At 66.3% G+C, this 20,568-nt stretch carries 22 protein-coding genes; 10 read left to right on the top strand and 12 right to left on the bottom strand.

Annotated elements, in window-relative coordinates:
* Positions 1–197 precede the first annotated feature (197 nt).
* Together sap1 and FAZ97_RS14405 are read left to right on the top strand one after the other, a co-directional pair.
* Positions 198–539, top strand: a complete 342-nt coding sequence (gene sap1, locus FAZ97_RS14410) for a surface attachment protein Sap1 (RefSeq protein ID WP_158758987.1) — start codon at positions 198–200, stop codon at positions 537–539.
* Between the two features lie 314 nt (positions 540–853).
* Complete coding sequence (locus FAZ97_RS14405) at positions 854–1,408, top strand: YaeQ family protein (protein WP_158758986.1); 555 nt, start codon at positions 854–856, stop codon at positions 1,406–1,408.
* Positions 1,409–1,425: 17 nt separating this feature from the next.
* On the opposite strand, the gene FAZ97_RS14400 is transcribed toward FAZ97_RS14405, so the two are convergent.
* A complete protein-coding gene (locus FAZ97_RS14400) occupies positions 1,426–1,836 on the bottom strand; it encodes a VOC family protein (protein ID WP_158759183.1) in 411 nt (136 codons plus the stop codon).
* A 492-nt stretch (positions 1,837–2,328) separates the two neighbouring features.
* Between FAZ97_RS14400 and ada the strand changes: the two genes are divergently transcribed.
* The 5 genes from ada (at position 2,329) to FAZ97_RS14375 (ending at position 7,986) form a co-directional block, all read left to right on the top strand.
* Positions 2,329–3,504 (top strand): bifunctional DNA-binding transcriptional regulator/O6-methylguanine-DNA methyltransferase Ada, encoded by a 1,176-nt coding sequence (gene ada / locus FAZ97_RS14395; protein ID WP_158758985.1) that lies wholly within the window; start codon positions 2,329–2,331, stop codon positions 3,502–3,504.
* Positions 3,505–3,509: 5 nt separating this feature from the next.
* Entirely contained in the window at positions 3,510–4,532 is a 1,023-nt protein-coding gene (locus FAZ97_RS14390; protein ID WP_233271692.1) for a DNA-3-methyladenine glycosylase family protein, read from the top strand.
* Between the two features lie 190 nt (positions 4,533–4,722).
* Positions 4,723–6,345, top strand: a complete 1,623-nt coding sequence (gene gshA, locus FAZ97_RS14385) for a glutamate--cysteine ligase (RefSeq protein ID WP_199272060.1) — start codon at positions 4,723–4,725, stop codon at positions 6,343–6,345.
* Positions 6,346–6,564: 219 nt separating this feature from the next.
* Positions 6,565–7,047 (top strand): hypothetical protein, encoded by a 483-nt coding sequence (locus FAZ97_RS14380; RefSeq protein WP_233271595.1) that lies wholly within the window; start codon positions 6,565–6,567, stop codon positions 7,045–7,047.
* Between the two features lie 219 nt (positions 7,048–7,266).
* On the top strand, positions 7,267–7,986 hold the full coding sequence (locus FAZ97_RS14375; protein ID WP_158758983.1) for an OmpA family protein: 720 nt from the start codon (positions 7,267–7,269) through the stop codon (positions 7,984–7,986).
* Between the two features lie 66 nt (positions 7,987–8,052).
* On the opposite strand, the gene FAZ97_RS14370 is transcribed toward FAZ97_RS14375, so the two are convergent.
* Entirely contained in the window at positions 8,053–9,609 is a 1,557-nt protein-coding gene (locus tag FAZ97_RS14370; RefSeq protein ID WP_158758982.1) for a DHA2 family efflux MFS transporter permease subunit, read from the bottom strand.
* Between the two features lie 150 nt (positions 9,610–9,759).
* Positions 9,760–10,284: a MarR family winged helix-turn-helix transcriptional regulator gene (locus FAZ97_RS14365; RefSeq protein ID WP_158758981.1), complete on the bottom strand. Its 525-nt coding sequence runs from the start codon at positions 10,282–10,284 to the stop codon at positions 9,760–9,762.
* A gap of 218 nt (positions 10,285–10,502) precedes the next feature.
* On the opposite strand from FAZ97_RS14365, the gene FAZ97_RS14360 reads away from it, so the two are divergent.
* Positions 10,503–10,829, top strand: a complete 327-nt coding sequence (locus FAZ97_RS14360; RefSeq protein WP_158758980.1) for a hypothetical protein — start codon at positions 10,503–10,505, stop codon at positions 10,827–10,829.
* A gap of 242 nt (positions 10,830–11,071) precedes the next feature.
* On the top strand, positions 11,072–12,577 hold the full coding sequence (locus tag FAZ97_RS14355) for an efflux transporter outer membrane subunit (RefSeq protein ID WP_233271691.1): 1,506 nt from the start codon (positions 11,072–11,074) through the stop codon (positions 12,575–12,577).
* 45 nt (positions 12,578–12,622) lie between these two features.
* Here the strand turns inward: FAZ97_RS14355 and FAZ97_RS14350 are convergent, their stop codons facing one another.
* The 8 genes from FAZ97_RS14350 to gspG form a co-directional block, all read right to left on the bottom strand.
* Complete coding sequence (locus tag FAZ97_RS14350) at positions 12,623–13,402, bottom strand: type II secretion system protein N (protein WP_158758978.1); 780 nt, start codon at positions 13,400–13,402, stop codon at positions 12,623–12,625.
* Between the two features lie 55 nt (positions 13,403–13,457).
* Entirely contained in the window at positions 13,458–13,961 is a 504-nt protein-coding gene (locus tag FAZ97_RS14345; RefSeq protein ID WP_158759181.1) for a type II secretion system protein M, read from the bottom strand.
* An 11-nt stretch (positions 13,962–13,972) separates the two neighbouring features.
* A complete protein-coding gene (gspL, locus tag FAZ97_RS14340) occupies positions 13,973–15,364 on the bottom strand; it encodes a type II secretion system protein GspL (protein ID WP_158758977.1) in 1,392 nt (463 codons plus the stop codon).
* A 34-nt stretch (positions 15,365–15,398) separates the two neighbouring features.
* The gene (gene gspK / locus FAZ97_RS14335) at positions 15,399–16,538 is read right to left on the bottom strand and encodes a type II secretion system minor pseudopilin GspK (RefSeq protein ID WP_158758976.1); all 1,140 of its coding nucleotides are present in this window, start codon (positions 16,536–16,538) and stop codon (positions 15,399–15,401) included.
* Positions 16,535–17,218, bottom strand: a complete 684-nt coding sequence (locus tag FAZ97_RS14330; protein WP_158758975.1) for a PulJ/GspJ family protein — start codon at positions 17,216–17,218, stop codon at positions 16,535–16,537. Before FAZ97_RS14330 ends, gspK begins: the two co-directional genes overlap by 4 nt.
* Positions 17,196–17,549, bottom strand: a complete 354-nt coding sequence (gspI, locus tag FAZ97_RS14325) for a type II secretion system minor pseudopilin GspI (protein ID WP_233271690.1) — start codon at positions 17,547–17,549, stop codon at positions 17,196–17,198. Before gspI ends, FAZ97_RS14330 begins: the two co-directional genes overlap by 23 nt.
* 97 nt (positions 17,550–17,646) lie before the next feature.
* Entirely contained in the window at positions 17,647–18,153 is a 507-nt protein-coding gene (locus tag FAZ97_RS14320) for a GspH/FimT family pseudopilin (RefSeq protein ID WP_158758973.1), read from the bottom strand.
* A 21-nt stretch (positions 18,154–18,174) separates the two neighbouring features.
* Positions 18,175–18,639: a type II secretion system major pseudopilin GspG gene (gspG, locus tag FAZ97_RS14315; protein WP_158758972.1), complete on the bottom strand. Its 465-nt coding sequence runs from the start codon at positions 18,637–18,639 to the stop codon at positions 18,175–18,177.
* A gap of 211 nt (positions 18,640–18,850) precedes the next feature.
* Here gspG and FAZ97_RS14310 point away from each other — a divergent pair, with 211 nt between their 5' ends.
* A complete protein-coding gene (locus FAZ97_RS14310) occupies positions 18,851–19,264 on the top strand; it encodes a general secretion pathway protein GspC (protein ID WP_158758971.1) in 414 nt (137 codons plus the stop codon).
* A gap of 49 nt (positions 19,265–19,313) precedes the next feature.
* On the opposite strand, the gene gspF is transcribed toward FAZ97_RS14310, so the two are convergent.
* Positions 19,314–20,531, bottom strand: a complete 1,218-nt coding sequence (gene gspF, locus FAZ97_RS14305; RefSeq protein ID WP_158758970.1) for a type II secretion system inner membrane protein GspF — start codon at positions 20,529–20,531, stop codon at positions 19,314–19,316.
* Positions 20,532–20,568 lie beyond the last annotated feature (37 nt).

The raw sequence follows: 20,568 nt of genomic DNA, 5'->3' as shown, positions 1-20,568 counted from the left end.
AGTGCTTCGGAGCGCGGCTGGACGCCTTTTGTCGTCAGGCCGAACGGCGCCACGCCTGCTGCAAGCATGGACGCCTGTTGCAGGCGCACACAAGTCGGGCTTGCAGTCTTTCAACAGTTTTCTATGTTTACCAACGCGGGTTCGGCATGAGAGTTAAATACATAGCTAACCTGAGTAAAAACCCGCAGGAGGCAAAAATGAAATGGCTAACCGGTGTTGCCGTCGCGGCGGCCAGCCTTGCTTGCGCCTTTGCGGTTCAGGCTCAGGATGTCGGCGTGAAGCCGCAGCAAACCGTGCAGCTCAAGGCGGGTTCCTATGGCTGCCTCTCGAAAGACAAGCTCGACGCCGTCGCGCAGCACGAGCAGGCCGGCGAGCGTCAGCAGATGCAGGAGTACTTCACCGGCTTCCAGTGTCTGTCCACGCCCGACAACCAGTCGTTCCGCGTCGTACAGGTGGTGGGTCATGACGTCGAATTCGTCAACGCGGCGAACGCCGATGAGCAAGGTCTCTGGACCACCGACCGCTCCATCAAGCAGTAAGTCCGCATCCTCATCTTCCGCGGATCGCGCAAGCCCGCCAGGCGCGGGAGCCGCACACGGAAGATGCTCATGACGTGTCACCTCGCAACATGGCCCGACGCACGCGCGCCGGGCCATCGTGTTTGATGGTCGCGCTGCCGTGACGTGGCGTGATGCAACGCGTTGCGCGCCGCTGTCAAACCCGCGTCATTTTCTCCCCAGACCATCGGCATTGCGACGTCGTGCTCGACACACGCTCCGCGTCGACTGGACCGGCACGTGGCTTGCTTGAAACTTCGCTATCATGTGCGGCTTTCGCGCGCCCGGAATTCGGTATGGCACTCAAATCGACCATCTACAAGGCAGAACTGCAGATCGCGGACATGGACCGGCACTACTACGCCGACCATGCGCTCACGATCGCGCGGCATCCTTCCGAAACTGACGACCGCATGATGGTCCGCATCGCCGCGTTTGCGCTCTTTGCGAGCGAGCGGCTCGAATTCTGCAAGGGCCTCTCCGATACGGACGAGCCGGACCTCTGGTGCAAGGACTACACGGGCGCGATCGAAACCTGGATCGAAGTGGGCCAGCCCGACGAGCGCCGCATTGCCAAGGCGAGCGGCCGGGCGGGCGAGGTCATCGTGATCCCGTACGGCGGGCGGACCTCCGACATCTGGTGGCAAGGCGTGCGCAACAAGGTCGAGCGCCTGCGCAACGTCACGGTCTGGTCGCTGGGCGAGGGCGTGGCCGCGTCGCTCGGCGCGCTGGCCGAGCGCACCATGCGCCTGCAATGCACGGTGCAGGACGGCGCAGCGTGGATCGGCAATACGACCGCTGAGCCCGTGGCCGTCGAATGGAACGTGTTCAAGGCGCCCGAAAACGTGTGAAAGTGAGCTGCGCGCGTTCAGGCGTGCGGCGGCCCCTTGAGCTCCACCATGTTGCCTTCCGGGTCGAACAGATACAGCGACGGCCCCAAACCCTCCGCCCCGTAGCGCTCGACGGCATTGCCGGGGAGCGCTCCATGCTGCGTCAGATGTGACGTGAGCGCCTCGGCGTCGAACGGCTCCACGCGCAGACAAAGATGATCCATGTTGCCGCTCGCGCCAGCAGGCGGCGCGCCGGCGCCCCGGTCGAGCGGGCCGCCGATCGTCACGAGATCGATGAGCGAGCGTCCCGCGCGCAACTGCGTGAGCCCGAGATCGTGTTGTTCACGCTCCGGCTCGCAGCCGAGCACTTCGCAATAGAAGCGCGTCATGGCGGCCATATCGGCGGTTCGAATGACTACGTGGTCGATCTCACGAATCTGGATCCGCATGGCGTCCTCGAGGTCGTGCTGGGGTTCCATGATGAACCTGCCAACGTCTCGATGCGCAGAATGCGCGCATTGCAGCGAGCCTCACCAGCGGCAATCGGCAATCGGCGGAAAATAGCGGGTAGGGGTGGGGAAAACGCTGAACGAAAAAAAGCCCGCTGCTGTGAGCGGGCTTAATCCATATCAGGAGGAGACATGGAGGAGACAGGAACCACTATACCGAGTCGGCTGACGCGACGCAACAACTTTTTAAGGGAAAACCCGCAAAGTTGTCATTTTGTCGCACGGGAATTGGCCACGCGCCACCAGGGATTCACCGAAGCTCATAAAAGTGCCAGATAAGTACCGGAAGCGGGCGCTCGCGACGCATCGCGGCCACAATGACAGCGCAAGATCCGGCGCGCCATCGTCCGTACGCGAAGCTAGAGTGAGGGCATACAGACAGGCACTTCGAGGAGCCCGCAAATGAGCGCCGTCCCTGAAATGAAACCAGCGATGAAACCTGCAAACCCCACGGCCACGCCAGAGCGCGAGTGGACGTCCGACGCCGAGCGCTGGCAAGCCGTCACGTCGCGCGATGCCCGCGCCGACGGCGCATTTTTCTACGCCGTGCGCACGACCGGCGTGTTCTGCCGCCCGTCGTGCGCGTCGCGGCTGCCGCGGCGCGAGAACATCGAATTCTTCGTCGAGGCCGACGATGCACGCGCCGCCGGCTATCGCGAATGCAAGCGCTGCCGCCCGGGTGGCCTGCCGCGCGAGCTGGAAATAGTGAAACGCGCCTGCGCTGCGCTGGACGCCGACCCGCAAGAACGGCTGACGCTCGCGCAGCTGGGCGAAGCCGTGCACCTGAGCCCGTTTCACCTGCAGCGCCTCTTCAAGCGCGTGCTGGGCGTTTCGCCGCGCCAATATCAGGCGGCGCGCCGCGGGGCCGTGCTGCGCGACGCGCTGGGCGAGGGCGCCGACGTCACCCGTGCAAGCGCCGACGCCGGCTTCGGTTCGTCGTCGCGGCTTTATCACAGCGTGCCGGGCGAGTTGGGCATGGCGCCCTCCGCATATCGCCGCAAGGGTGCGGGATTGACGATCCACTACGCCGCCACGCCCACGCCGATCGGCTTCGTGCTTGTCGCAGCAACCCAAAAGGGCATTTGCCGGATCGCGTTCGGCGACGATGCCGCGACGCTCACGGCCGCGCTCACAGCCGATTTCGCGAACGCGCAGTGCATCGAGGACAAAGCCGCGGTCGCGCCATTCGCCGCGCAGATCGACGCGTATCTGCACGGCCGGCGCGAGCGTTTCGACCTGCCGCTCGACATTGCCGCGACGGCGTTCCAGCAACGCGTGTGGGACGCGCTCCAGCGCATCCCCTACGGCGAGACGCGCAGTTATACGCAGATCGCGGAAACGCTGGGCGCACCGCGCGCGGTGCGGGCCGTGGCGAGCGCATGCGCGTCGAATCCGGTGGCGCTGGCGATTCCGTGCCATCGCGTCGTGCAAAAGGGCGGCTCGCTCGCGGGTTATCGCTGGGGGCTCGAGCGCAAGGCAGCGCTGATCGACGCTGAATCGCGCGGCGGCGAGATCCACGCATCGCAAGGCGCGACTCGAGCAACGAAAATCGCAAAAGACACCCTTTCGACCTCGAACCGCGCGAAAACGCCGGAGACTGCTGCTTGAGCGCCATTGCCCCACAAACCGAAGCACAATCCGAGGCGCACACACAGAGCGCCACGCTCGAACTGCCGTTTCGCGCGCCCTATGACTGGCCACGCGTCCTGCGCTTTTTCAGCGGCCGCGCCACGCCGGGCGTCGAAGCGGTGGAGGACGGCGCATGGCTGCGCGCAATCGACTTCAATGGCGCAAGCGGCACGCTCGCCGTGCGCCGTCACGCGCGCAAGCATTGCCTCGTCGTGCAGATCGACGGTGCTGTGAGCGCGCACGCGGCGGCGCTCGCAGCGCCCCTCTCGCGCATGTTCGACGTGCACGCCGATCCTGCCGCAGTTGCCGCGCACCTGAGCTGCGATCCGTGGCTTGCGCCGCTCGTCGCAGCCGTGCCGGGGCTTCGCGTACCCGGCGCGTGGTCGGGCTTTGAACTGGTGGTGCGCGCGATCGTCGGCCAGCAAGTTAGCGTGAAAGCGGCGACGACGATCGTCGGGCGCCTCGTCGAACGCGTGGGCAAGCGCATCGACGATCATAGGCACGCGCGCACGGCGTGGCGCTTTCCCACGCCCGCCGCGCTCGCCGCCGCCGACCTCGCGGGCATCGGCATGCCGGGCAAGCGCGTGGCCGCGCTACAAGGCTTCGCGCAGGCCGTGGCGAGCGGGGCGGTGAAGATCGAACGCGCTTACGCAGAGAAAGCAGAAAACGATCAGAACAAGCCGCGCAGCAAGCGTCAAAACAGACAAATCGACGCTATCGCGCAAGCGCCCGCCGACCTCGACGCGATGCGCGCCGCGCTGCTGGCGCTGCCTGGCATTGGCCCGTGGACCGTTGAATACGTCGCAATGCGCGCGTGGCGCGACGCGAATGCGTGGCCCGCGACCGATCTGGTGCTCATGCAGGCCATCGCGGCACGCGACCCGGCCCTTGTGCGCGCGACCCAACAGCGCACCCGCACCGATACATGGAGCCCCTGGCGAGCCTACGCGGCCATGCATTTGTGGAACGAGATCGCCGATCGCGCGGGCGCGGCGCGCGGCGGCTAGGGCGACGCAAGGCAGCGCAGGGAACAGGGCGCCGCCCCGCAGGCAAGTGCGTGAAGGCAGGTCAAAACCCCACCCGAGGCAGGCCCAAGCAGGGCTTTCGGCGAGATGTTAAAGTGCCCGCTACCGAAAAGAATCCCGGCCGGCGAGCGCTCGCAGCACCGCGCAGCCGGCCCGAGCCCGACTTGCCTCCATGTCAGACACGATCTCAACACGCACGAACGACGTTCTCGCACAGCGCCTTTCCGTGCTGGGCGACGGGCCACATCGCGGCGCGCTTACGCGCGGTCTGCGCGGCATCGAGAAGGAGAGCCTGCGCGTAACGCGCGACGGCCGTCTCGCCATGACGCCGCACGCCGTGGCGCTCGGTTCGGCGCTCACGCATCCGTCGCTGACCACCGACTATTCGGAAGCGCTGATCGAGATCATCACGCCCGCCGAAACCGATGCGTCGATCACGCTCGCGAAGCTCGACGAGCTGCATCGCTACGTCTACGCCGTACTCGCGCGTGACGGCGAAATGCTCTGGAACGAATCGATGCCGGGCCTCTTGCCCGACACCGACGACGGCATTCCCATCGCGCGCTATGGCAGCTCGAACATCGGCCGCCTGAAGTACGTGTACCGTATGGGTCTCGCGCTGCGCTACGGGCGCACGATGCAGTGCATCGCCGGCATTCACTACAACTACTCGCTGAGCGAGGAAGTGTGGCGCGTGCTGCATTCGCATCATCAGTCCACAGCGCCGCTCACCGACTATCAGTCGGAGCGCTATCTCGCGCTGATCCGCAATTTCCGCCGCACGAACTGGCTGCTCATGTACCTGTTCGGCGCTTCGCCCGCACTCGACGCGCGCTTCCTGCGCGGCCGCGAGCACAAACTCGAAGCGTTCGACGCCGACACGCTCTATCTGCCATACGCGACGAGCCTGCGCATGAGCGATCTCGGCTACTCGAACACGACGGGCCAGTCCGCCTTGCGCGCCGACTACGACACGCTGGCAGGCTATCTCGACGCGCTCGCGCAGGCCGTGAGCCAGCCGTATCCGCCGTACGAGGCGATCGGTACGCATCGCGACGGCGAATGGGTGCAGATCAACACGAACGTGCTGCAAATCGAGAACGAGTTCTACTCGACGATTCGCCCGAAGCGCGTGACGCATCCAGGCGAGCGGCCGCTGCATGCGCTCGCCGCGCGTGGCGTGCAGTACGTCGAGGTGCGCTGCATGGACATCGACCCGTTCGAGCCGACCGGCATCGCTCTTGAAACCGCACGATTTCTCGACGCCTATCTGCTCGCGTGCGCACTCGATGAAAGTCCGCTCCTGCCTGCCGACGCCTACGCCGAATCGAACGAAAACTTTGGCCTCGTGACGAAAGAAGGGCGCCGCCCGGGTCTCACGCTCAAGCGCGACGGCCGGGACGTCCCGCTGCACAAGTGGGCCGAAGAACTGTTCGAGAAGATCGGCCACGCTGCCGCCGTGCTCGACGCGGCGCACGGCAGCGACGAACATGCGCGCTCGCTCGCGGCACAGCGCGCGAAGCTGGCCGACCCGTCGCTCACGCCATCGGCGCGCGTGCTTCAAACCATGCGCGATAACAAGCAATCCTTCCTGCAATTCGCACTCGCGCAAAGTGAGCGCCACGCGGCGCAATTCCTCGCGCGCCCGCTCGACGCGGCGGCCACGGCGGAGTTCGAAACGCTCGCGCGCGAATCGCTCGCTGAGCAGGCGCAACTCGAGCGCGACGAAGTCGGAGCATTCGACGCATTCGTCGCCGCCTATCGCGCTTATACGCTCAATCGCTTCAGCGTCTGAGCCGCGCGCCGGTGCGCCATTGCGACGCACTCATCCCATCCAGGCTTGCTCCAGGCATCGCATTTGCACGCAACACCAGCGTGCAGATGCGGTCCAACCAGGGTAGGCGCCGCGTTACCGAGCCGCGCTGACTGCGAGCGCGCCAGGCGAACGAAGCTGAAAACATCAAAAATGCACGGGCCGCGCGCCACGCGGCTCAATCTGGGAGGAATTCACGCCATGAAACGAATGCTTGCGATCCTGTTGTGCGCGACGGCTGCGGCCTGCGCGTCGCGCGGGCAGGTCAATCCCGACGTCATGCAGATCGCGACCGCGCCGCTCACCTGCTCGAACAAGGCCGAATGCGATCTCTGGTGGCAACGCGCAGAGGGCTGGGTCCGCAGTCATTCGAAGTACGAAGTGCAGACCGTCACCGACACGCTGATCCAGACCTCGGGCCCGGGCGGCGGCCGCCGTCTGCTCGCCTATGAAATCACGAAGTCCGCCAACCCCGACGGCACGGCCACGATCGGCTTCGCCGCGCACTGCGACAGCTCGCTCGGCTGCAAGCCCAACCCCTGGTCGGCGGGCGCGGCGTTCAAGCAGTATGTGCGCACGGGCGTCGACGCGCCCATTCCCGGCGACACGACCACGGGCGCAGGTGGCGACACGGCTGGCGTAAGTGGCGCGGCGGCGGCCGAGCCGGCCTCGAGCGCGCAGTGACCTTTGATTGGATCGCTGCACTTGACTCAGGGCGCGCCAGGTTGAGCCAGCACTGGCGCGCGTTCAGCGTTGCAACTTGCGAATAGCGAATTTCGAAAGGCGTCTATTGCCGATTTAGGCATTGTCTGATTGAGCGAGGGATTGCGGAGCCCGTATCTTGGGCTGGCTTCGGCCTGCGTGGTCTGGGCCGTTCATCCTCATCCACAACTCGAATCGACAATGAAACTGCGCCTTCTGTCCGCCAGTGCCGCGGCCATCGTAATCGTCGCCGCCGCAGGCTGTACTACCGCCTCAGGCCCCACCCACAATCTCGACGTCGTCACGCTGGCCAACGGCTCGCAGGCGTACCGCGTGCAGTGCCTCGGCTTGTTCGAAAGCTCCAAGACCTGTATGGCGAAGGTCAACGACGTCTGCGGCACCAAGACGCCGCTGCGCGTCTCGTCGGTGGATCGCGCCGCTTCCGGGTTCAAGCCGGAAGACGATCCGCGTGAAATCACGTTCATCTGCCAGACGCCGCAGCCGCCGGCCCCGCCGCCCGCGCCGGTCGTGCAAGCGCCGGTTCCGGCTCCCCAGGTTCAGCCGCGCACGATCACCCTCAACGCCGACGCCAACTTCGCGTTCGACAAGGCCGATCTGCTGCCCGCGGGCAAGCAGACGCTCGACCAGTTCATCCAGGAAAGCGACAGCGTGAACATCGGCGCGATCGTGATCAACGGCTACACCGACTCGGTGGGCTCGAAGGCCTATAACGACCGGCTTTCGCTGCGTCGCGCACAGAGCGTGCGCAGCTATCTCCAGTCGCACGGCCTGCACGCCAGCCAATACGAAGTACACGGCTACGGCTTCTCGAACCCGGTCGCGTCGAACGCCACGCCCGAGGGCCGCGCGAAGAATCGCCGCGTCGAAATTCAAACGAGCGGCATCACGCAGCGTCAATGATGCAGCAGTAACGCAACGCGCACCCTGTCGCCCGCCGTCTTGCGCGGGCGGCGTTTCGCGGGACCGTCAATGACCCATTGCCGGTCCCGCGCCTTTTTTCGGTTTCGTCACCCACACCAGCAGCGCCAGCACGACGAACATCGCGCAGGAAATGCGGAAGAAGTCGTTGGTGGCCATCATGTAGCCTTGCGTCGTCACGACGTCGTTGAGCTTGGCGGTCAAACTTTCACCTGCGAAGCCGAGGTTTGCGAGTGCGTCCTTGTAGGCAATCGTGTTCGGCGAATACTGGCTCACCGATTCCGACAGCACGGCATGGTGATAAATCGCAGCATCTTCCCAGAACGTCGTGCTCACCGCCGTGCCGATCGCGCCCGAAAGCGTGCGCAGAAAATTCGAAAGGCCCGAGGCGCTCGCGAGCCGCTCGTCGGGAACGCTCGAGAGCGTAATGGTCGTCATCGGCACGAAGAAGCAGGCCACGCCAATACCCTGCACGAGACGCGGCAGGATCACATGGTTGAACGGCACATCGAGTGTGAACGTCGAGTTCCACAGCGAGACGAGCGCGAATACGACGAACGCGAAGCTTGCGACCATGCGCAGATCGAGCCGGTGCATGTTGCGCCCGATGAGCGGCGAAAGCACGAGCGCGAGCAGGCCCACCGGCGCGGTGGCCAGACCTGCGAGGCCCGCGGTATAGCCCATGACCGTTTGCAGCCAGAGCGGGAAGATCACCACCGAACCGAAAAAGGCCATGAAGCCGAATGAGATGATCATGGCGCCGAGCGCGAAGTTGCGGTCGCGAAACAGCGATAGATCGACCACTGGCTCCTTTTCCGTCGCCTCCCACACAAGCATGAACGCGAGCGCAACCACCGCGATGATCGCGAGCGTGACGATGAACGTCGAGTTGAACCAGTCGCGGTCCTTGCCGAGGTCGAGCATCATCTGCAGGCACGACACGCCGGTCACTAGGAGCGCGAGGCCCACGGCGTCGATACGCTGCTTCGTTGTCTTCGTCTCGCGCCCGCGCAGCAGCAGATACGCGCAGATGCCCGAGAAAAGGCCGATCGGCACGTTGATGTAGAAGATCCACGGCCACGTGTAGTTGTCGGTGATCCAGCCACCCATCACCGGTCCGAAGATGGGCGCGACGATCACGGTCATCGCCCAGAGGCCGAGCGCGAGTCCGCGTTTGGCAGGCGGGTAGGAGCGCATGAGGATGGTCTGCGACAGGGGGACCATCGGCCCGGAAACGAGCCCTTGCACGAGACGAAATGCGATGAGGGTTTCGAAGTTCGTCGCGAAGCCGCATGCGGCTGAGGCCAGCGTGAACAACAGCACGGAGAGCGTGAAAAGGCGCACTTCGCCCACGCGGCGCGCGAGCCATCCGGTAAGCGGCACGGCAATCGTGGAGGCTACCGAATACGACGAGATGACCCACGTGCCTTCGCTGTTGGCGACACCCAGGTTGCCCGAGATGGTCGGCACCGCTACGTTGGCGATCGAGGTGTCCAGCACCTCCATGAAGGTCCCGAGCGCGAGCCCGACTGTGAGGAGCGCGAGCGTGCCGCCGGAAAACGGTGCGGGTTCGGCCTGCACGGGCACCGTGGGGGAAGCTGCCATGTTGCGTGTCCTTGTTGGGCCGGCCGTTGCCGCTGCACCCGAAGCGCAGCGCATACCAGCTTGCTAATTCGTGTCTGTGCATTTTCTGCCCAGACAGGGATTGAATCAAACTACGCCCTATGCTGCGCTGCGGCGCACCGCGCCACCTTTCTAGTCGCCGCTTTCCTGCGCTGGCGCTTGCGCATCGTTGCCGGCGTCTTCCATTGGTGCGCATAGCGGCGTGGTCGAACCGTCATTTGCGATGAAGCGCTGCAGCAAATGGACGAGCGTCGCGACTTCTTCCGGAGCGAAGCCACGCAACTGCTCGGACATCTCCGCGGCGATCAGGTCGGGCAATTGCTGCGCCGCAGTGCGCCCCTGATCCGTCAATGCGAGTTCCACGACCCGGCGATCCGCCTGGCTGCGCCGCCGCTCGAGAAAGCCCTTTTTCTCGAGCCGGTCGAGCATGCGCGTCATGGAGCCGGTGTCGTACGAGAGCGCGCGCGACATCTCGTTCGGCGTGCTAGCGCGCTCGAACCACAATAAAAGGATCACACCGATTTGCGACGATGTGAGCCCGAGCGGCGCAACCGCCCGGTCGATGCGCCCGGCCAGCACATTGCGCGCAGTCGAGAGGAAATAGCCGAGACTTGGCTCGACGCCCAGCCTGGTCGGGACGAAAGGACCGTCGCTCATGGCAGTTCGCTTTGCAGCCGTTCAGAAAACGAGCGGATTATAACGGGTTATTTAGCTGCTCAGGCAGATACATCAGGCAACCGTCGCTGCTTTGGTGATCGGCGTGTAAAAACAACAGTTGCATTGATGCGTTGCGAAGTATGTTGTGATTTGATTGCATAGTCAATATTATGACAGGCAACCAGTTTCATTCTTCTACAATCGACCGTTCGGGCATCATGCTTTACCTGATCAACGCGCTTGGCGGCCTTGGCCGCTCCATCACCGACACCGCACGCCTCGCTTTCGCGAAGGCCGGCACCGGTTCGTGGTGGGCGCGCTCGCGCAAGCTCGCGTTGTATGCGGCCATGTTTGCGCTGCCGGGCGGCTCGATCGCGGTCGTGGCCGTGGTGTGGGCGCAGCGTCGGCGCACGCAGCAAGAAGCCGAAGCGCCAGGGGCTGTCGTGCCGGCCACGCCCGTGAACGCACCAGCGGCAACCGCGGGAACGTGCGCAGGCGCCCAGCTCGCCTGCCGCGCCGCGAAGCGCCGCCGTAACGACGCGTAACCTGCGCGCCTCACGCCGTAACACCCGCGAACCCTTCCAACGCGTAAGCTTTCGGATTCCGTGTAATGACTAGCGCGTGCGCTACCATTGCCGCAACGCGACAACCCCGTGCGCGCCCGGCCGCCTGACGGCGCGCCGGTTGCATCGACAGGAATCCTTGCATGCCTTGCCGTTTCGTCCGCCCCGGCGCCTCCATTGGATCCGCCGGGTCCGTGGCGCGCCGCGCGCCCACGCCGCTTTCCATGTTGGCGCTGTGCGCCGCCGCCGCGCTCACCTTCCAGCTGAGCGGCTGTGCCGTCGGCCCCGACTATCACCGGCCCAGCGCCGCCGTCCCTGCTTCGTTCAAGGAAGCACCCGAAGGCTGGAAGGTCGCGCAACCCGCCGATATCGCCGACCGCGGCGCCTGGTGGCTGATCTATGACGATGCGCAACTCAATGCGCTGATGGATCAGCTCAACACCAGCAATCAGACCGTTGCGCAATACGCCGCCGCGTATCGCCAGGCGCGTGCGCTCGTGGGCGAGGCCCGCGCCGCGTACTTTCCGGTGATCAGCGGTACGTTCTCGGGCACGCGCTCGTACACGCCCACGCGCGTGGCCAATTCGAGCGGCGGGTTGTCGAGCGGCACCATCAACAACAACGTCAGCCTCGGGCTCGACGCCACCTGGGAACCCGACCTCTGGGGCAAAGTGAGCCGCACCGTCAGCTCGCAGGAGGCGGGCCAGCAGGGCGCCGCCGCCGATCTCGCGAACGCGCGCCTGTCGGCCCAGGCCACGCTCGCGCAGACTTACTTCACGTTGCGCTCGCTCGACGCGCAGCAGAAGCTGCTCGACGACACGGTCGTGGCGTATCAGAAGTCGCTGCAGCTCACGCAGAATCAGTACGCCCAAGGGGTGGCGGGCCGCGCCGACGTGATCCAGGCGCAAACGCAACTGCAGTCCGCCCAGGCTTCGGCGATCGACAATGGTGTGGCGCGCGCCCAGGACGAGCATGCGATCGCCGTGCTGGTCGGCCAGCCCGCCTCCACTTTCTCGATCCCGGCGTCGCCGCTCACCGCCACGCCGCCTACGGTGCCGCTCGCCATGCCGTCCGCGTTGCTCGAGCGCAGGCCCGACATCGCCTCGGCAGAGCGCAAGGCGGCGTCCGCCAACGAGCAGATCGGCGTCGCCATCGCGGCGTACTTCCCGACGCTCACGCTTTCCGCGAGCGGCGGTTTCGAAAGCTCGGTGATGTCACAGCTGCTGCAGTTGCCCTCGCGCTTCTGGACACTCGGGCCGTCGCTTGCCGGCACGATCTTCGACGCTGGACTGCGTAAAGCGCAGACCGAGGCCGCGCGCGCCGCCTACGACCAGCAGGTCGCCACCTATCGGCAAACGGTGCTGGCCGCGTTCCAGGACGTGGAAGACAACCTCGCTTCGCAGCGCATCCTGGGGCAAGAGATCGTCGTGCAGCAGCAGGCGGTGGAGTCGGCGCAACATGCGCTCGCAATCGTGACGAACGAGTACAAGGCCGGCACGACCGATTTCCAGAACGTGCTTTCCGCGCAGGCCACGGCCTTCACCGCGCAGCAAAAGCTCGTGAGCCTTGGTGGCCAGCGCATGGTGTCGTCGGTGGGACTCGTGAAGGCGCTGGGCGGCGGCTGGGATGATTCGCAGATGGACCGCGAAACGGGCAGCGTCGCCGCGCCGACCTCGGCTTCGGCAGCTTCCGCGCCGGCAGTTGCGGCTGCGGCCGCCCAGCCACAGTAATGCGCACGCGCCCGCTCAGGCGGGCGCACGCGCAAACCACGAACGTCAGCGCATGAATGTCAGCGCGACGGTTCCCGGCCCGATCGGCCGGCCCAGCAGATTCAGCAGGCCCGCCAGATTGTCGCGTTGATCCGGCGTCGCGCTCGCGGTGCCCTGGAACGAGGCGAACGTGCGCGAGAACGAGCCACGCCCCTCGAGCATGAGCGGGCCTTTTTGCGTCGAGAGATCGAGCGTCGACGTCGCCCCTTGTGCCTGCAATACCACCTGATACGTGCCGAGCGGCTTCACGAGCGAAACGCGCGAGCTCATGTCGGCGAGCGACACGGTCAGCCGGCCGAACGCATCCGTGCCGAACATGCGCCAAGGGCTCCACGCAAGCCGCACCTTGCCGTCCAGATCGAGCGTGTTGAAGGGCGCGCCGAGGCCCGCGAGCAGTGAGGCCGGCACGGCGATCGTGCCCGCGCTCACGTTCGCGCCGCGCAAGGTCGCATCCACCGTCACGGCATCGGGCATCGCCTCGGTCTGCAGCATTTCCATGCGCACGCGCGCGACGAAAAGCGGCCAGAACGCCGTGCGCCAGACAATGCGCCCCGGCAGCAGCGTCGCGCCGCGTGCGTCCTGGCCCGCAGCGAGCATCAGCGTGGCGGAACCGTGCCAGAGCGAGCCTTCCGGGTCGATCAGATTCACGTGGCCCTGAGTCGCGCGCGCAAACTGCGGCGCAATCCAGGCGGCGGGCAGGCGGGCGAGCAGCACGGCTGCGCCCGACAGCAGGCCCACGATCACGTAGGGCAACGCGGCGCGCAAGCGCCGCATCCAGTAACTCATTGCTTATTTCTCCGGCGATTCCCAGTGCGCGCTTCTCGATGCGCGCTTTTTCTTTTTAGTGCGTATTCGCCGGTTGCAGCGAGGCCGTCAAGTCGACCTGGCCATCGGCCTTCAGCGCGGTGATGTGCGCCTCGACCACCTGCACCTTGAACTGCTTGCGCACATCGTCGAGCCACGCGGCCCACGCCGGGAACGACGCATTCTTCATCTGCACCTGCACGGTCGTGCCGATCAGCTGAATCTGCGCCCCCGTGAGCGCGTGATCGGCCAGCGATGCTGTGATCGCATCCTTGAGCGCCTGGCCGCCCGGCGCCACGCTCGCCGCCGCGCCCGCCAGCGAGCGCGCCTCGTCGGCCTCGGCCGTCATCTGCGCGAGTTGGCGCTGCATGCCGGGCAGACTCTCACGCAAGCGCGCGCGGCCGTCGGCAGCGGGCTGCCACAGCACCGACCAGCCGATCGCCAGCACAAGCACCGCGCCACCCCACGTGAGCAGCCCCTTTTCGCGCGTCGTGCGCGCTTCCCAGAAGGTCGCCCAGGTTTCGGCCAATACGCCGCTCATAGCCGTTGTCTTCACGTTGCGCTCCTGATGGTCCACTTGCCCGAACTGGCATCCATCGTGCCCGCAAGGCCGTTGCCCGCGAGGCGTTTCGCGAGATCGGCGTCGACGTTGACGCCTGGCTTGAAGGTCACGTCCAGACGCCGGTCGTGATAGTCGAGTGCCGCGATGCCGTTCGCAGGCACCGGCCCGAGCGAGCGAGCGAGGCCGTCGGAAAGCGCGAGGAAGTCGTCGCGCGAGGGCTCGCCCGCGGCCAGGCGCAACTGCTGCAACTGCCGCGCCATTTGTCCGGCGGGGTCGAGCACGACGGTCGTTTTCGGAAACGCGTTGAGGAGCAGTTCGGTCATCTGCGCGCTGATCGCGTCGCGCTGGCGCGCCATCATGAGCCACTGGATATTCGCGCCGACGACCGCTACGACGAGCGACGCGGCCACGAGCGCGATCGGCACGCGCAAACGGCGCAGCGTCGCGCGATCGAGCCGCCACGGCTGCGAGGCGAACTCGAACTGGCAGAGGTCGAAGCGGCAGGCGAGCGCGCGCCGCGCGAGCGCCTCGAACGTGAGCGTTTGCGCACCCGGCAGCGCGGAGGCCAGCGACGCGCGTGCGGCCGCGCTCGCGGGCTCGCCCGGCAGGTTGGTGAGGACGTAGCCCGACACCAGCGCGCCGCCGGCGAGCGCCGTGACGGTGGCGGCCACGCTCGCGGCGGGCACTGCGAAGCCGTCCGCAAGCACGCCGCGCACGATCGCGAGTTCAAGCGACGCTTCCGACGTGGCGGCCGCGAGCTCCGGCGCGACGCTGGGCAGCAGCGCGGGGGCGGTCGCCACGACATGGCCCAGCACGCATGCCGTCACGGGTTCCAACGCGGGCGTGGCGGGAGCCGCGGCATCGGACGCTACGCCCGGCTCTGCGCGCCCGGCAGGCTCCGTCGCTTGTGCCTCATGAGCCACCTCGACCTCCATCGCCTGCGCGGCCGGCAGGCAGCGCGCCACCGGAACAGCGCGCAGATTGCGGTGCCCTGCGGCGGTAAAGCCTTCCAGGAGAAAGCGGAACCAGCCTCGATCGATGGCGGCTACGACCTGGCGGCCATCGGCGAGGCGCTTCGGGTCGAGTGCGAGGTGACAGGTCTGCGCGTCCTGGATCAGATGATCTTCGACCACGTTCGGCAGCGCCTGACGCAGCCGCGGCCCCCTGAGCGGCGGCACGGTGGCGGCGAGCATGAGCAGGTCGCGTGCGGCGATCAGCAGGATAGTGGTCGAGGCCTTCGGCAACAGCCCCAGCGCCGAACGGCCCGCGCGCTGCGTGTTGCCCGCCTTGTCGAGCAGCACGAACGGCAGTTCCGGCAGTTGCCATTCCTGCGAGTGGACCGCCGGGTCGCGGGGCGGCATGAGAACGATCAGCGTGCTCAAACGCACCTCTTTTCGATGTTGGTCGGGAACGGATTCATGGTTCGTCGCTAACGCGCACGATCCGCGTCGTATGGGTGAGCGGATCGCGCCAGACAAGTGTCGTGCGGTCCACCTCGGCGCGCTCGTGCTGCACGCGCCCATGTACCAGAAAATAACTCGTGTTGACGTCGATCTGCGTGGTGTCGATCGAGACCTGCTTCACGCCCACGCCTTCGAGCGCGAGCTGCACGTCGCTCACGTTGCGGAAAAACACGCTCTGGCGATGCGCGACGAGGGCCTGCGCGTTCGAAAGGCTCATGCCCGTCACGACGGAGGCGATCACCTCGGCGCTCGCCGTGTTCATGTTCACGGGCGTGACGGTGGGCAGAATCGTCACGAACGGGCGCAGCCGCGCGACGGCGTCGGGCGTGAAGCCGGGCACATCGAGGAGCGCATCGACGCTCGTCATCAGGAGCGGGGCGACGCCGCTGTCGTTGTTCTCGTCAGACAGGCCGGGGTTGTCGGTGTAGTTCCCGCCACCGGTCGAACCGCCGCCTGCGAGCACCTCGGTTTGCGACCCGGTGTTCGTCGTGGCGGTTTGCGTCTGGAAGCGCGTGGCCGAGTAGGCCAGCCCCGAGCGCAGGTACACCGCAGTGTTCTTCGCGAGCGACTGGTCGAGGCCGAGAATCTGCAGCAGGCGCGCGAACGCCTCGATCTCCGTGACGTTAAGCTGCAGCGAGCCCGGCGCGCTGCTCGCCACGAGATTGCGCAGATTGAAGCGCGCCTGGGCGTCTTCTATCGAACCGGAAAGCCAGGTATCCGCGCCCTGTTGCGCGCGTGGGTCGCCAATCTGGCCGAGAAAGTCGGACAGGCGCGTTCGCGCGAGCGGCACGCCCCACGCGCCGCCAAGATACGTGATGCCCGCCGACGTATCCGCCTCGGAGCGCAACACGAGGCGCGTCCAGTCGAGCGAAGCGCGCGCGATCCATTGCGCCTGCGCGAGCAGCCGTTGATTCTCGATGCGCCGCAACTGCACCTGCTGGCGCCACAGCATGCCCGAGACGATGATCGCCGAAAGCGCAACGACGAGCAGCGCGCTGATGATGGCCGCCCCGCGCCGTGCGCGCGTGGAGCGGCGGGGTCGCCTGGCTTTGCTGGCTTGCCGTGTGGAGGTTCGTTGTGTGCGCAACGTCATTCCCCCACCAGAAACACACGGGTCACCGGCTGCTCGAGCGAATGCGACCCCACGCTCACCTGTACCCCAGTCACCGCGCGCGGCAGCGGCGCGTTGCCGAGCTGCGGCACCTTGAGGTCGTTGTTGTTGCCCGTCACCTGCGAGCGAACGTCCTGCATGTTCGCAGTCCACCCTGTCTTCGGCACGTACAGGAGCGCGTTGATGACGTCCACGCCGCTCATCATCGGCAACGCGCCCCAGTTGTCGCCTTCGCCGCCGCGCAGCGCACGCCGTAGTTCCCCGAGATTGGCAAGCGGCGGCGACGCGTAGCGCACCACCTGGCCGGCCGACACGCGGTAACGCACCACTTGCAGTCGGGGCGCCGCGCCCGGCGGCATCGCGAACGCGCGCACGATCTGCAGCGCGCCGCCGTCGAGCGAGATGGCGACGCCGCCCGCTTCATCGTCGGAGGCGGCTTCGCGCAAGTCGATGCGCATCTGGTCGAACATCTGCGCGAACACGCGCTCTTCCGCCATCGAGCGCGTGATGGTCTCGCGCCCGCGTACGATCTCGTCGAGACCGCGCCACGAGAGGATCGCCACCACGGCCATGATGGCGATCGCAACGAGCAGCTCGATCAGCGTGAAGCCGCGCGCTGACGAGGCGACGCACACGCGGTCACAACGAGCGGTTCGTCTCATTGGCGAGCACCGTGACGAGTTGCGCGAGATTGCCGGAGCGGCCGGGCGTCGTCACCGACACCTCCACGCGCCGAAAAACGGGGTTGGGCGTTGCCGCGACATGCTGCGTGCAGGTCAGCCGCAGATTGCCCTGCGAGCAGTCGAAGCTGCTCTCGCCCAGATCGGGCCACGCATGCACGAGACGCAGTTGCGCAAGCGTGTTGTCCGCACTCCAGCCCGCAAGCAGGCGGTCGTGCAAATCGGCTTCGCTCGCGGCGAGGCTGCCCACGGCGCGCAGCGACGCGGCCAGCGCAATCGCAATGATTGCGAGCGCAACCAATACTTCGATCATCGTGAAGCCGCGCGCTTGTACCGGTCGCACCGGTCGCTCCGCACGATCCAGACAAGCGCTGTGGCCGCGCCTTCCTCCACGCATCGAGAAACGCATCTCAGCGCACCTCGAAGCGGCCGGTGCCGGTGCCGACGATCGTCGCGCGGCCGGCTGCCGAAAAGAGTGTGACCTGCACCGGCACGTCCACGGCTTCGGTACCGAAGATGAGCCGGTTTGCCTGCGTGTCGTTTCCGCCGGGGTAGGTGATCGCCACGCCGGTCACGCCGCCTTCCCATTGGCGCGGTCCGAGCAGATCGTCACGCAGCGGACGCCAGCCGTCTTCCGTATGCACATCGAAGCGGAAACCGCCCGTGAGTGGCTGCCATGCAATGGGGCGCGCCCGTACCTGCGCCTCGTCGCCCGCCGATTCGAACAGGAGCGCGAGCCGCTGCGCTTCTTCATTCAGGTCGGTGCGCGGATTGCGCGTAAGGGTGAGCGAAGCGAGCGAGATGAGAATCCCCGCGATCAGCAGCACCACGAGCATTTCGAGCAGCGTGAAGCCCGCCGCGCGCGCGGCGCGTGGCGATTGACGGTCCCGGCGAGGGGAGAGGCGGCTCGGTGTCATGGATGCAGCGTGGCGGATGACTTATTGCCAGGACCCGACGTCGGCGTCGTTGCCTTCGCCGCCTGGTTTGCCGTCGGCGCCATAGCTGAATACGTCGATCTCGCCATGCACGCCCGGATTCAGGTACTGGTACGGATTGCCCCACGGGTCATTGGGCAGGCGCTCCAGATAGCCGCCGTCCTTCCAGTTGTTCGGCTCGGGGTCCGTGGTCGGCTTTTGCACGAGCGCCTGCAGCCCCTGGTCCTGGGTCGGATAGCGGCCGTTGTCGAGGCGGTAGAGCTTCATCGCCTGCATGATCGTGCCGATGTCCTGGCGCGCGGCGACGCGGCGCGCTTCATCGGGACGGCTCATGATCTTCGGCACGATCAACGCAGCAAGAATGCCGAGAATCGCGATCACGACCATGATTTCGATGAGCGTGAAGCCGCGTTGGCGGCGCGCGCGCGTGACTTCCATTTCGGCACGACGCTGGGTCCACATGGACATGAGTTCTTTCCTCCCTCGCTAGATATGGTTGCGGTGCACGCTCGTGCGCCGCGCTTCGTCCTGCCTGCAATCGAACCCGTCGCTTGTAGCGGCTGGGCCCTCGCACGCATGACGGGTCATTGTAATGTCACACGATGACGCCTTTCCGACGCCTTGCGGGCATGGCAAACGCGTACATCAAAAATTTCATAAACCTTCGTACAATGGGCGCATGAACCCACTGCAAATCCGCCTTCTTTCCCTCGCCGCGTTTGCGGTGTTCTGCGCCACGGCCACGTGGTGGACGATCACCCTCGCCACGAACCGCGCGGCGCCGGTGCAGGCAGCCGCCGCTCAGCCGCCGGTCTCGCTCGACCAGGCCGGCACGCTGTTCGGCGGCAGGCTCGAACGCAATCCCGTGCAAGACATCCACCTCTTTGGCATCCTCGCGCTCGCGCAGGGCGCCGCGGCCATCGTGAGCGTCGGCGGCGAACCGCCGCGAGCCATCTCGCTCGGCGGCCCGATCGACCAGAACTCGAAACTCTTCGAAGTGCGTCCCCGCTCGATCGTCATCGACCGCAACGGCGTGCACTCCGAAATCTTCCTGCCGCCCAACGCAGCCGGTCCCACCATCTACGTGCGCTGAGTTGCGCGCGCCCGGCTTCGTGCCGGGCGCCTCGCGCAGTTCGTACGCCTTACTGCACGAGGTTGTTCAGCTCGATGATCGGCAGCATCACCGCGAGCACGATCACGAGCACCACGCCCCCCATCGCCAGAATCAGCAGCGGTTCCAGCAGGCTCGTGAGGAACATCGTGCGCCGCTCCAGTTCGCGCGCTTCGCCTTCGGCTGCGCGGTCGAGCATGGTCGTCACGTCGCCGGTCGCCTCACCGGAGCGGATCAGGTGCACGAGCACGGGCGGAAACGTCTTCGTATTGCCTAGCGCGCGAGAAAGCGACGTGCCTTCGCGCACACGCACGATGGCTTCGTCGATGTTGGTGCGCATCGCCTTGTTTGAGAGTGTCTCTCCCGCCGCCTGCAGCGCGCGCAGGATCGGCACGCCCGCCGCACTCAAAATGCCAAGCGTGCTCGCAAAGCGCACGGTGTTGTAGCCACGCACGAGCTTGCCCGCGAGCGGCGCGGTCAGCATCCAGCGGTCGAACGCGAGACGCGGGCCGGGCCGGCGCAAGGTCGCGCGCACGATCCACGCCACCACCGCCACGGCGATCAGCACCGCCCACCACCATTGCCGCACGAAACCCGAAAGCGCCATCATCACAATGGTGAGGAAGGGCAGTTGCTGCTTCGTACTCGCAAATACGTTCACCACTTGCGGCACCACGTAGCTCAGCAGAAACGTGACGATGCCGAACGCGATGATCGTGACGATCGTCGGGTAGGTAAAGGCGAGCACGATCTTCTGCTTGAGCGCGTTGCGCTGCTCGATGTAGTCGGCCAGACGCGAAAGCACGATGCCGAGCTTGCCGGTGTGTTCGCCCGCGGCCACGAGCGCGCGGTAGATGTCCGGGAAGTCGCGCGGATGCTGCTCGAGCGCGCTGGCAAGCGAATGGCCGCCGAGCACCTCGGCGCGAATCGCCGCCATCAGTTCCCGGATGTAGTCGCGCTCGGACTGCTCGGTGAGCACCGCAAGCGCCTCGCCAAGCGGCAAGCCCGCCACCAGCAGACTGGCGAGCTGACGCGTGAGGATGGCCTGCTCGCGCTGCGAGAGTTTGCGTCCGATTGCGAGCCGCTGCGCTCGCGCGCCGCGCGTGCGGCTCGCGGCGGCTTCGACCACGAGCGGAGTCAGGCCCTGGCCGCGCAGCAACGCGCGCGCGCCGCGCGCGCTGTCCGCGTCGAGCACGCCTTTTTGCGCTTTGCCCGTGGCGTCGATGGCTTCGAAGCGAAATGCCGGCATGTTGCTGATCGCCCTCGCTTTTAGTGAGCGTCCATCT

The sequence above is a fragment of the Paraburkholderia acidiphila genome, assembly GCF_009789655.1.
In the GTDB taxonomy this organism is placed as follows: Bacteria; Pseudomonadota; Gammaproteobacteria; order Burkholderiales; family Burkholderiaceae; genus Paraburkholderia; species Paraburkholderia acidiphila.
This window is presented reverse-complemented; position numbering and strand designations above follow the sequence as displayed.

Coding starts and splice junctions, on each gene's coding strand:
- sap1 (WP_158758987.1), top strand. CDS start 198: ATGAAATGGCTAACCGGTGTTGCCGTCGCGGCGGCCAGCCTTGCTTGC.
- FAZ97_RS14405 (WP_158758986.1), top strand. CDS start 854: ATGGCACTCAAATCGACCATCTACAAGGCAGAACTGCAGATCGCGGAC.
- FAZ97_RS14400 (WP_158759183.1), bottom strand. CDS start 1,836: ATGCGGATCCAGATTCGTGAGATCGACCACGTAGTCATTCGAACCGCC.
- ada (WP_158758985.1), top strand. CDS start 2,329: ATGAAACCTGCAAACCCCACGGCCACGCCAGAGCGCGAGTGGACGTCC.
- gshA (WP_199272060.1), top strand. CDS start 4,723: ATGTCAGACACGATCTCAACACGCACGAACGACGTTCTCGCACAGCGC.
- FAZ97_RS14380 (WP_233271595.1), top strand. CDS start 6,565: ATGAAACGAATGCTTGCGATCCTGTTGTGCGCGACGGCTGCGGCCTGC.
- FAZ97_RS14375 (WP_158758983.1), top strand. CDS start 7,267: ATGAAACTGCGCCTTCTGTCCGCCAGTGCCGCGGCCATCGTAATCGTC.
- FAZ97_RS14370 (WP_158758982.1), bottom strand. CDS start 9,609: ATGGCAGCTTCCCCCACGGTGCCCGTGCAGGCCGAACCCGCACCGTTT.
- FAZ97_RS14365 (WP_158758981.1), bottom strand. CDS start 10,284: ATGAGCGACGGTCCTTTCGTCCCGACCAGGCTGGGCGTCGAGCCAAGT.
- FAZ97_RS14360 (WP_158758980.1), top strand. CDS start 10,503: ATGCTTTACCTGATCAACGCGCTTGGCGGCCTTGGCCGCTCCATCACC.
- FAZ97_RS14355 (WP_233271691.1), top strand. CDS start 11,072: ATGTTGGCGCTGTGCGCCGCCGCCGCGCTCACCTTCCAGCTGAGCGGC.
- FAZ97_RS14350 (WP_158758978.1), bottom strand. CDS start 13,402: ATGAGTTACTGGATGCGGCGCTTGCGCGCCGCGTTGCCCTACGTGATC.
- FAZ97_RS14345 (WP_158759181.1), bottom strand. CDS start 13,961: ATGAGCGGCGTATTGGCCGAAACCTGGGCGACCTTCTGGGAAGCGCGC.
- gspK (WP_158758976.1), bottom strand. CDS start 16,538: ATGACGTTGCGCACACAACGAACCTCCACACGGCAAGCCAGCAAAGCC.
- FAZ97_RS14330 (WP_158758975.1), bottom strand. CDS start 17,218: ATGAGACGAACCGCTCGTTGTGACCGCGTGTGCGTCGCCTCGTCAGCG.
- gspI (WP_233271690.1), bottom strand. CDS start 17,549: ATGATCGAAGTATTGGTTGCGCTCGCAATCATTGCGATTGCGCTGGCC.
- FAZ97_RS14320 (WP_158758973.1), bottom strand. CDS start 18,153: ATGACACCGAGCCGCCTCTCCCCTCGCCGGGACCGTCAATCGCCACGC.
- gspG (WP_158758972.1), bottom strand. CDS start 18,639: ATGTCCATGTGGACCCAGCGTCGTGCCGAAATGGAAGTCACGCGCGCG.
- FAZ97_RS14310 (WP_158758971.1), top strand. CDS start 18,851: ATGAACCCACTGCAAATCCGCCTTCTTTCCCTCGCCGCGTTTGCGGTG.
- gspF (WP_158758970.1), bottom strand. CDS start 20,531: ATGCCGGCATTTCGCTTCGAAGCCATCGACGCCACGGGCAAAGCGCAA.